Origin of the sequence: Cognatishimia sp. 1_MG-2023 (assembly GCF_030548175.1) — a bacterium.
In the GTDB taxonomy this organism is placed as follows: Bacteria; Pseudomonadota; Alphaproteobacteria; order Rhodobacterales; family Rhodobacteraceae; genus Cognatishimia.
Window position 1 is genome coordinate 235,809 of record NZ_JAUORX010000006.1, and the last position, 10,054, is coordinate 245,862.

At 51.7% G+C, this 10,054-nt stretch carries 8 protein-coding genes; 5 read left to right on the top strand and 3 right to left on the bottom strand.

The annotated features are described in order from the left end of the window. Positions 1-43: 43 nt before the first annotated feature. Together Q4544_RS12270 and Q4544_RS12275 are read right to left on the bottom strand one after the other, a co-directional pair. Positions 44-1,390, bottom strand: coding sequence for an ABC transporter substrate-binding protein (locus Q4544_RS12270; protein WP_303506683.1), 1,347 nt, complete (start codon positions 1,388-1,390; stop codon positions 44-46). After that, complete coding sequence (locus tag Q4544_RS12275; RefSeq protein WP_303506685.1) at positions 1,387-2,457, bottom strand: substrate-binding domain-containing protein; 1,071 nt, start codon at positions 2,455-2,457, stop codon at positions 1,387-1,389. The genes Q4544_RS12270 and Q4544_RS12275 overlap by 4 nt, the downstream gene beginning before the upstream one ends. Positions 2,458-2,607: 150 nt before the next feature. Between Q4544_RS12275 and Q4544_RS12280 the strand changes: the two genes are divergently transcribed. After that, positions 2,608-3,291: a D-lyxose/D-mannose family sugar isomerase gene (locus tag Q4544_RS12280; RefSeq protein ID WP_303506687.1), complete on the top strand. Its 684-nt coding sequence runs from the start codon at positions 2,608-2,610 to the stop codon at positions 3,289-3,291. Positions 3,292-3,913: 622 nt separating this feature from the next. On the opposite strand, the gene Q4544_RS12285 is transcribed toward Q4544_RS12280, so the two are convergent. Further along, positions 3,914-4,867 (bottom strand): hypothetical protein, encoded by a 954-nt coding sequence (locus Q4544_RS12285; RefSeq protein WP_303506689.1) that lies wholly within the window; start codon positions 4,865-4,867, stop codon positions 3,914-3,916. 97 nt (positions 4,868-4,964) lie between these two features. Here Q4544_RS12285 and Q4544_RS12290 point away from each other — a divergent pair, with 97 nt between their 5' ends. From Q4544_RS12290 to Q4544_RS12305, 4 genes are all read left to right on the top strand, one after another. Further along, positions 4,965-5,447 (top strand): Lrp/AsnC family transcriptional regulator, encoded by a 483-nt coding sequence (locus tag Q4544_RS12290; protein WP_303506690.1) that lies wholly within the window; start codon positions 4,965-4,967, stop codon positions 5,445-5,447. A 604-nt stretch (positions 5,448-6,051) separates the two neighbouring features. Beyond that, on the top strand, positions 6,052-6,303 hold the full coding sequence (locus Q4544_RS12295) for a hypothetical protein (protein ID WP_303506692.1): 252 nt from the start codon (positions 6,052-6,054) through the stop codon (positions 6,301-6,303). A 402-nt stretch (positions 6,304-6,705) separates the two neighbouring features. Beyond that, a complete protein-coding gene (locus Q4544_RS12300; protein WP_303506694.1) occupies positions 6,706-8,286 on the top strand; it encodes a class I adenylate-forming enzyme family protein in 1,581 nt (526 codons plus the stop codon). Beyond that, complete coding sequence (locus Q4544_RS12305) at positions 8,276-9,685, top strand: MFS transporter (RefSeq protein WP_303506696.1); 1,410 nt, start codon at positions 8,276-8,278, stop codon at positions 9,683-9,685. Before Q4544_RS12300 ends, Q4544_RS12305 begins: the two co-directional genes overlap by 11 nt. Positions 9,686-10,054: the final 369 nt, after the last annotated feature.

Consider the following 10,054-nt stretch of genomic DNA (forward strand, 5'->3'; position numbering starts at 1 on the left):
GAAATGGGGTGACACACCAATGGCGCGTCACCCCCGGGAAGTTTTACAGATCAAGAGCCTTATGCTCTGCGACGATCTTGTCGGCTGCTTCCTGCACGCTTAGATCACCATCTGTCATTTCGCGGATAACCCGGCTCATGATTTGGGAGTTGACGATTTTGGACGCTGTCGCCAACTGGCCGTCAGCCACGCCCCAACGGTCACCCACGGACAAGCCGGCGACGATATCGTCGATTACAGACTGCGGATAGATTTCTCCAAGTGGTGCTTTCCGATCAACGCCCACATCCAGACCAGCCCATGTGACCTCAAAGGACGTATCACCCGCTTCGGTACCGCGGCGCACTGGGAACTTGCCCTCAGGTGCCTGAGACAGCCATTGGCCGTAGCCTTCGGACATCACGTATTCAACGAATTCCTGAGCAACACCAGTGTTCGCATCAGCTGTAATCCCGAGGTAGCGCACGTCTGCATAAGCAGAGCCATCTGCGTTGCCTGGACCTGAAATAACAGTCGAAAAGCCAGTTGCACCAGCCAATTCGGTAGTTGTTGGATCATCGTTGATTGTGACAGGAGCACTGTCACGTAGACCACCAAGTTCGTCTAGGATCGACGGGGACCAGATTACCATCGCCGCTTTGCCATCAAGATACAGCTCGCGGGATTGGGACCAATAGAGATCGCCATCAGGAGAGTTTGTAACGAGGGATTGATACAGCTCCAATAGTTCAACAAGGTGCGTCGTGTCTTCGTTGATGGACCCGTCTGCGTTTACAGGGGAATAGCCGGTTGCGAGCGAAAGGTGCTCGATCAGCTGCATCATGTAGCCTTCGTCGATCTTGGTCGCCGCAACAAAGCCGTACATGGATGGCGGGTTGTGCAGGGCTTTCATCGCCGCGTTCATCGCGTCAAACGTAGTTGGTGCTTCAAGGCCTGCGGCCTTAAACAGATCCGCGCGGTAAACGATAAGCTGTGTCCAACCATCTGAAGGGACTGCAACGATTTCACCGTCAGACATGGCCATAGAAACTGGGCCTTCGGCAAAGCTGTCTACGCCAAGGTTATCCATGACTTCGCTTGCGGCTGCGGTGTCCAGAAGACCTGCTTCGGAATAGGGTAGGATGTGGCTGACAGTCAGGTTGATAACGTCAGGCAAGTCGCCAGCTGCGAATGCAGCAGTCGCACGCGTTTGAATGTCAGACTCTTCAACCGGAATGATTTCGACCGAGTGACCTGATGCGGCCTCAAAGCCTGCGGCCATCTTTTCTTGAACGGCGATACGCTCTGGTTGAACTTCCATTGTCCAGAAACGGATGGTGTCTGCTGACACAGCCCCAGCAAGAACAGTAGATGCTAGCAGACCAGCTAGAATATGTGTCGTGCGTTTCATGTGGTTTCCTCCCTATTTGAAACGTTCGTTTGAGCCGTTGTTAAGTGTAATGGCCCGTCTGTTTTGCGGCGCACCAAATGTGCGCGCCGCAATTCCTGATGTTGGGATGGTTCGTCTCCGTCGATGATTGACAGCAGCATATCTCCCAATCGGCGGCCCGCATGTGCCTGCGGTTGTGCCATTGTCGTTAGTGGGGGATTGGAATGGACGCCAAATTTGAGACCATCATAGCCGATCACCGAAACATCCACGCCCGGCTGTAAGCCATGGGCGCGGATCGCGGCCAAAGCGCCAAGCGCCATCGTGTCAGATAAACAGACCACAGCGGTGGGTGGATTGGACAATTCTAGCAACATATTGGTCGCAATCTCACCACCATCATCACTGAATTCCGCAATCTGGATCAGCTCGGGGTCGGCTGTAAGACCGTTCTCTTCCAATGCGCGCGTGTAACCGTTCAAACGATCCTGCGCGAATTGGTGCTGTAATGGCGCGCCAACAAACGCAATGCGGCTGTGACCCAGTTCAATAAGATGGTTAACGGCCGTTACAAACGCATCTTCGCCATCCACATCATACCAAGCATAGTCGGCACAGGACGCAGTACGACCGTGAACCACAAAGGGACATTTCAGTTCCTGCAGTAAACGGATGCGAGCGTCGTTCTTGGCCGGGCGAGATATTACTAATCCGCCAACGCGACCGGAGCGCACCATGCGTTCAATATGTGCCAACTCATCCTTGGATGAATCCGACTGCACGACAAGCAAATCCCAGCTTCGCCTGCTGAGTGCTTCGCCCAGACCTTGCAGCAATTGTGCCGAAAATGGCTGCGCAATAGAGTTTCCAAACCGTGGCATCAGATAACCAACAGTCTCAGGGTTCCCGATTGATAGGCGCCGCGCATTTTGGTTGGCACGATACCCCAATTCATCTGCAGCACGCTTTACCCGTTCACGGGTGACTGGGCTGATATCTGCATAATTGTTCAGCGCACGGCTTACTGTCCCAACCGTAAGGCCAAGATGTGCCGCTAAGACTTTCAAGCTAACTGGTTTACTAGTCATCGAATCCCCTCCCCCTTCATAAACGCTAACCGAAAGCGGTTTCGGAAAGCAATACCTAAACCGAAAGCGGTTTCGGGAGACGGCAAGATGCCCTATGAATTTACTGAACCAGATTCGGGTGGCACACCCAAACCTACGGAGACAGCACGGATGAAACGCTCACGTATCAACGATATTATTGTCCAATCAGATGAAATGATGCGCAGCTTCGGCTTTGTGATGCCGCCATTTGCCTATTGGTCACCAGACGAATTCAAGGCGCGAAAAGATGACGCCAAGAACGTGATTAGTGCGCGTTGCGGGTGGGATATTACTGACTATGGTGCCGGTAAATATGACGAAATGGGTCTGTTCTTGTTCACTCTACGCAATGGCCGTTTGGCTGATCTGCAACGGGGCGGAGGCATGTGTTATGCCGAGAAATTGCTCATATCGAAGCAGGATCAATTGAGTCCTATGCACACCCATGCCCTCAAGGCCGAAGACATCATCAACCGTGGTGGGGCAACGCTGGTCATTGAGCTGTTCGGGTCCGATGCAAACGGCAATTTTGATGAGGCCAGCGGCGGCACGGTTTATTGCGATGGGATCAAACGCGACTTTAAAGCGGGTGAAAAACTGCGCCTTGACCCGGGAGAGAGCGTCACTTTGATGCCCGGCGATTGGCATGCTTTCTGGGGTGAAGGGGGAGATGTTCTTATCGGCGAAGTGTCTACCGTGAATGACGACGAGACCGACAATATCTTCCGTGAACCGATCGGGCGATTTGCCACGATCGAAGAAGACGTAGACCCCAAGCACCTGCTCGTGAGCGATTACCGAACTTGGCTATAAACCTCATGATCGAAAACGCTTAAGTCGTGGGAAATTTCGCGCAAGCTATTGTGGCGCTGTATGTCGGCCCTTTGGATGAGTTGGTCAGGTTCCTTGGTTTTGGAAAATAGTTTCCGTTTCAACAGAACGCAGAACGTTTTGGCGGAAAGTAATGGCGGCAACTCTCACTCAATGCCATTAGGTGCCATTCGCACAAATATCATCTTCGATGAATAGGTTAGCTCTGCCTTCCCCTTTGAGCACGCGCTATCAACGCATCGAATTAGGTGTCTATAATCTATGGTGCCCCGCCGGATCCATTGGATAAGAAACCGAACATTAGTATTGCCAATGCCTCAGAATGAGCCAAGCAGATTACACAGGGGAACCGGCGATCCAATTTGTAAAGAATATGTTTGGGATGCTGGGGAAGGTTTTGGGGTTGCAGATAACGTGAGCATAAAAGCAGTTAGCAGATACTGCCTATGCGCTGAGTTGATCAGCAGCAAATCCGACAACTCATCTTCAGCCGTTTCCGACGAACGTCAGAAATGTCCCGCTCAGTCGTCATTGGCCAGGATGATGGTGGAGGTCACCAGTGCGGACAAACCCGCCACTTCCTGATCGATATCGAATGACTGCTTCAAACCTCAGTTGAGGGTTGGGAGGGTTGCGGATCTTGCGTCCTTGTTGCCCCCCACGTCGCCATCAACGCGCCGCTGATGTAGAGGGATAGCCCGGCAAACGTTGCTGTAGAATACAGGACACGCCCATCAATGAGTTGCATCAGGAACACCATTGCCGGGCCAAGTGCCGTTACCGCCGCGATCATAGATGCTGAGACCAGAGGGACTGCTTTTTGAACGAGATATAGAGGGAACGCGATCACCGCCAAACCAATCAAGATGATCCATTTGAGGTCGCTTGCTTGCGTCGAAGAACCTTTGTCATCCAGTCCTATCATAAAGGCCATGCCTGCGATCAAGGCGTATAGCACGAAACGCAGGCCAAACTGGGCAAGTGGTCCCACCCCTTTGCCGTTTAGCCTTACCGAGTAAAGAATGACGAAAGCAGTGCAACCGCCTGACAACGCAGAAAGGCCAACCCCGCTCATTGCGGCAAGCCATCCGCCTCTAACGAAGCCTGACCATCCGAAAATTGTCATTGCAGCCAACATGATGATTGAAAATAGGTTCAGCGCATTGCCAATGCCAACAAGACGGCGCTTTGGAGAAACGGCTTCGGGCAACCCCATCCAATTGCCTATGATGGTTCCTAGCGGCACCATGCCAGAGAAAATCGTGAAGACCACCGCTGGCTCTATCAACTGGACGGCTGTGAAATATGTTGTCCATGTGATTGCTGCAAAGAGGTTCAGCGTCAGCACTATCCTCCAAGCTCGGACTGATGCCCTTAGCTCAGCGGGGCGCAGAATGGCCGTGACGACGGTACATCCGACAACTGATATCCCAAAAACCCAAAAGCCGATAAGGAAAGAATCCACCTCTTGAAACACAGCGCCAAGGTAGACGGCCTGGAAAGCCTCAAGAGTGACGAAGGACAGACAGAAAATCAGTCCAAGGTGAGTGCTTGACATAGGGAAGGCTCCGTTCTTACTAGCGTAAGCCTATGGATTTTTCCTGCAATGTGTGGTCAAATTCTTCAAAATTTTGACGTAATCTTGCAGGGATGAGATGGACGAACTTGACGCGCGGATTGTTGAAGCATTGCAAACCCGTGGTGACATGACCCATGCCGAATTGGCAGATCGTGTTGGGTCCACGGCTTCAACCTGCCTACGTAGAATTCGTGATTTGCGAAAATCTGGGGTTCTTACGCACAATATCTTTCTTGCAGAAGCAGCCAAACTGGGCCGTGGCTTAAGTGCGGTAATAACCGTTTCGACAAAAGATCACACCCGCTCGGATAGGGAAAAATTTGCGACTGGCATCCAAGAAGAACCATCTATCGCATATGCCTACGGTGTGACCGGTGAGCTAGATGCTATCTTGATTGGAAACTTCAGGGATATGGTTGAATATCAGCAAGTATGCGATCGGCTCTTCGATGGCGTAGAAAGCATTGTCCGATACACCACGCATTTCATCGCAGAGTCATATAAGAGCGTGCCCGCCATTCCGTGTGATGCGGTCAGTCAAGGAATGCGTTCACCATAACCAGACGTTAGCCGCGATGCAGAAAATCAGCAATATGGGCTCTTAGCGGACATTTTCTGCATTGCGACATGAATTGAGACGGGGCCTGTGGTCCCGTCGCTTTTATCTCTTGGGCCAGCGGGATTTGGACAAGCCAAACGCCCCTGGCCGTCAGGGTGAGGACGCTGCCCTCCCCCTCGGGCAACCCCATTAGACAGGGCCGTGTCCTCGGCTGCGCCTGCGGGCAGCACCACCCCTGTCGAATAGCATTGCCTCGCCCCCTCCCGCGTTCGCCACGTGGCAGATCAGCAGGAACAGGCGGCTTCGCCGACTGATCTGCAAATCAGCCCTGATTTTCCAAAAAGGAAGTCAGATCAAACGAAACCGCTTGCAGGAGCATGAAATGAGGAAATTGGGTCAGTTTGTGACGCAAAGGTCAAAGTTGTCTGACGTTCAACAATGGGTGTGGGACGTCGCGAACCTTTGACTCTTGTGGAAGCAAAAACCTCAAGAAATAAGAATATTACGTCATTCAATTCTGCCCCAAACGTCAAGCATTTCTGACCCAGAACTCAAAGCGGCCTTTTGTTGAAGCTGCGGCGAAGGTCTCGAAAGAGCCCATCCTGTGAATTTGATTTTCTCGCTGCGCGCGCTCGCAGCGCGGAATTTACCGCGTGCGCATCATCTTGACCACGGCAATGCGGCGTATAGAGCGGCCATACGTGTCGGGTGCAGCATAATTTCGTCAGGCAATGAGCCAGACACGGGACAAAACACCATTTCGCTGCGGATGCGCTATCGTTCTCTATCTGCGGCTGTTGATACAAAAGGGTTTTTCGATCTCATCGGGTTCATGGTTCTCTCCGAGGTCGCCTGATTTCAGGCGCATCGACATTCGTCGGCGAGGTCATCCGGCCAACCAACGTCCGTTTTCGGAGAGCCAGGCGATCACCAGAGGAAAACACGCTTTAAAATAGCAACGACTTACGCAAAGTTGCCGCTGCAGAAAGCCTTGGCACCTTTGCGCTTGAAGAGCCCGCAGAGTGAACAGAACGCAACCGCGACAAGACCACAATTTGGCCCGAAAAATTCCACATCTTCTTTATTCAAGTGTCCTGCGACCAGTGTCGATCGGAATTGGAAATGCTGTTTGATCCTGCAGGGCGGTTTCATATGCAATTGTGACACTCAACAGAAAGACGACAACCAGCATAACCCTGTGAATTTAAGGGGTTCCCCTCCTGAAAACACAACCTAAAATTGATTCTTGGAGAGGTAATTGATAAACACACTACTCAGAAAATGGTTCTTCGCGCGTCTAAAACTGCCACGTGACGTGCACCGTTTTGCATTTCGAAAGTTCGCTAACAGACCCATGATCCAATTTGAGGATCGCGCAATCACTTATGGTGAAATGCAGGATAGGGTTTATCGATTGGCGGCCGCATGGGCTGCATTTGGGATCACCAAAGGTGACACTGTCTTTGTACAAGCGGATAGCACTGAAACTTATTTTACGGCCCGTTTTGCCGCGCTTGAAGCTGGCGTCGTGATCACGTTGTTTCACGCGGGCCACAGCCCCGCGTTTGTTCTTTCGGCGGCGCAAGCGGCCAATCCGAAACTGCTTATCTTAGACGAGGCGTCTTGCCCTGATTGCAAGACGTTACTTGCCACGCACATGCCTAACCTGCCAATTTGGGAAACCGGCAAAGGCGGTGCATTGCAGCGAGCAATGTCTGCGAACCAGCCAAAGCCTTCATCAAATGTCATTGCGCCCAGCGATCCGATGACATTGATCTTCACATCCGGCACGACAGGTGCGCCCAAGGGCGTGATCTCAAGCCACCGCGCGACTATCTTGAGCATCAAAATGGTCATCGCCAACCTGAAGGGGAGTCCAGACAGAAATGCGCCGAACGTCACGTTGTCTGCAATTCCAATGGCAGGTGCCGGGTCTGGGTTGATCCTGCCGACGTGTCTCGGGGGTGGTACGCTGGTTGTTCAAAATCACTACACTTGCGAAAACCTCGTTGCTCTTATCGAGCGATTCAAAGTCACGCGGTTGTTTTTGACGCCAAGCCAACTCATTGACATCATTGATACACCAACCAGCGAAGATAGTCGGCTGGCCAGTCTGAACCATGTCATTTACGGCACCTCAGCCATGCCCGCTGCCAAGTTAGAAGAAGCGATCAAGCGTTTTGGCCCCATCTTTCAACAGGGATACGGACAGGCCGAAGTGCTGCCACCGGTCAGTCTTTTATCCGTGGCAGACCATCTGGATCACGGCGAAATTGCGCCCCGTCACATTCTTCGCAGTTGCGGTAAGGTCGTTGAAGGCGTTGCCGTAAAGGTAATTGATCCGCAAGGAAACGCACTTGCTAACGGTGAGACTGGGGAAATTTTGGTTAAAACCCCGACGCGTTTCAGCACCTATTTGAACCCTACCCAAAACCAAGACGTGATCCTTGATGACGGTTTTTTCCGCACGGGTGATCATGGAGTATTGGACGACACCGGATATCTTAGTGTCGTGAACCGCACCGCTGACATAATCCACACTAAGCACGGCACCATTTTTCCGCGAAACATAGAAGAAGAGGCCCATGATGTGCCCGCTGTCAAAGAGTGCAGCATGGTGGAGATTAATGGATCGGCAACACTTTGCGTTTCTTTGCGCACGCAATTCAAAACAACTGACACATCCCAAATCGTAACCGAGATATCAGCGCTGTTAGCCGAACGTTTGCCGCAATGGATGTTGCCAAGCAGCATACAGATTTTCGATGAAATCCCACGTAGTTACCTTGGAAAAATAGTACGTAATCAATTGAAGGAACAATTAAAACATGCAAACTAATTCCGAAGCCAAAGTCAAAACCAGGCACAAGTTGGGCTATGGTGTTGGGGCCATCGCTTATGCGACACCCTATACGATTATGGCCGGTTCATTCCTGTTTTTTGTCACAACGATTCTACAGGTCTCCCCCATTATTGCTGGGGTTATTGTCGCAATCTCAGTCTTTTGGGATGCCGTTACGGATCCTTGGATTGGAGCCGTTTCCGATCGCGCGAAATCCAAGCGCTTTGGTCGCCGACACCAATTTTTGCTGATCGGCGGGATTGGTACTGCGTTGGGAAGCATTTGCCTTTGGTCAATTTCGCCTGACATGTCGTTGACCATGAAGGTGCTGATGCTATTGGCTGCGGTTCTGTTTGCCAAAACGATGAACACGCTCTACGGGACACCATACTTTGCACTCAGCGGCAGTCTTTCCAATGATAATAACGAACGCACTGCGATCCAAGGTTACCGAGCGTCGTTTCATCTCGTGGGGATGCTTTTTGCGATTGTCGGTACGCAAATTTTGATCTTTCGCCCTTCCGAGGCATTCCCGCGCGGTCAGCTTGACCCTGCCAACTATCCGAAGGTCGGAATGTTCATAGCGGTGATCACGATTATCTTCGCTTTGGTGGCTTATTTCTCCACGCCTAAAGACCATCAGGTAAACCCTTCGACGACGCGAAAATCGTTGTGGTCACTTATACGCGAAAGCCTTGAAAACAAGAGTTTCCGCGCGATTGTATTGGTGATTTTCCTGATTGAGATTGTCTTTCAGAGCATCATCAGCCTTGGAACGCATGTGAACACATTCACCTATCACCTCAACGGCCCCCAAATGGGTATTTTGGGTTTATCCTTGTTAGGTATGTCAATCCTGTCGCAACCGATCTGGGTGTACTTGTGCCGCCGATTTGAGCTCCGCAATATGCTAATTTTGGGTTTTATTGTTGGCCTTGCGGGTTTTGTCGGGATGCCATGGGCGCATGTCGGATTCGAGGTTTTCCCGATTGATGCGGACAGCACCTTGATGACGCTTGCAATCTTTAGCGGTATCGCAGGAATTGGGAACGGCGCGTTTATGTCGATCCCGTTCACAATGGTTGCTGAGGCCGCTGATGTTGGTGAACTCGACAGTCATGAGCGCCAAGAGGGGCTTTATTTCGGGATGTATACGTTTGCCTACAAGGCAGGCATCGCGGTTAGTGTCTTGCTGGCTGGGGTTTTGTTGAAGGTCATCGGTTTTGATGCAAGCTTGCCAGAGCAAACCGCCTCAACCTCCTATCACTTAGCAATCGCGCCAACTTGGTTCCTCATTGCGATTGCACCTGTGATCATTTGGGTTCTGCAGTCCTACACCATCAATCACGCCACCCATGCGAAGGCTCTGAACGATCTCAAGGCGCAACGCGCATAAAAAATTGCGCCCCATGGAGTGAATTCCCTACGGGGCGCATGTCATTGCCGTCGGCGAACAGAAGTTAGGGGGGAGTACCGACCATAAAGTCGTGCAAACGGCGGAACTCGACCTTTTTGTCAAACAGGGCTCGGTAAAAAAGAATTTCTCCGTTGTTTGTTTTATTGGCACGAAGGACGTTTCTATCCATTGATCGAAAGCTGCCATTGGCGCGCGTGAAGCGAACGGCAGCTCGCTCCCGCGTCTCGCTTGTCTGACCGAACGGCGGCGAAAGTACGGTTTAGATTCCGGCTGACCTGAGCCCCAAGTCTCCTCCAGCTTTGCGTGGAGTCCTTGGAGTTAAATCTTTGGCGTTAGGCCGCCATCTTG

Coding starts and splice junctions, on each gene's coding strand:
- Q4544_RS12305 (WP_303506696.1), top strand. CDS start 8,276: ATGCAAACTAATTCCGAAGCCAAAGTCAAAACCAGGCACAAGTTGGGC.
- Q4544_RS12280 (WP_303506687.1), top strand. CDS start 2,608: ATGAAACGCTCACGTATCAACGATATTATTGTCCAATCAGATGAAATG.
- Q4544_RS12285 (WP_303506689.1), bottom strand. CDS start 4,867: ATGTCAAGCACTCACCTTGGACTGATTTTCTGTCTGTCCTTCGTCACT.
- Q4544_RS12270 (WP_303506683.1), bottom strand. CDS start 1,390: ATGAAACGCACGACACATATTCTAGCTGGTCTGCTAGCATCTACTGTT.
- Q4544_RS12275 (WP_303506685.1), bottom strand. CDS start 2,457: ATGACTAGTAAACCAGTTAGCTTGAAAGTCTTAGCGGCACATCTTGGC.
- Q4544_RS12290 (WP_303506690.1), top strand. CDS start 4,965: ATGGACGAACTTGACGCGCGGATTGTTGAAGCATTGCAAACCCGTGGT.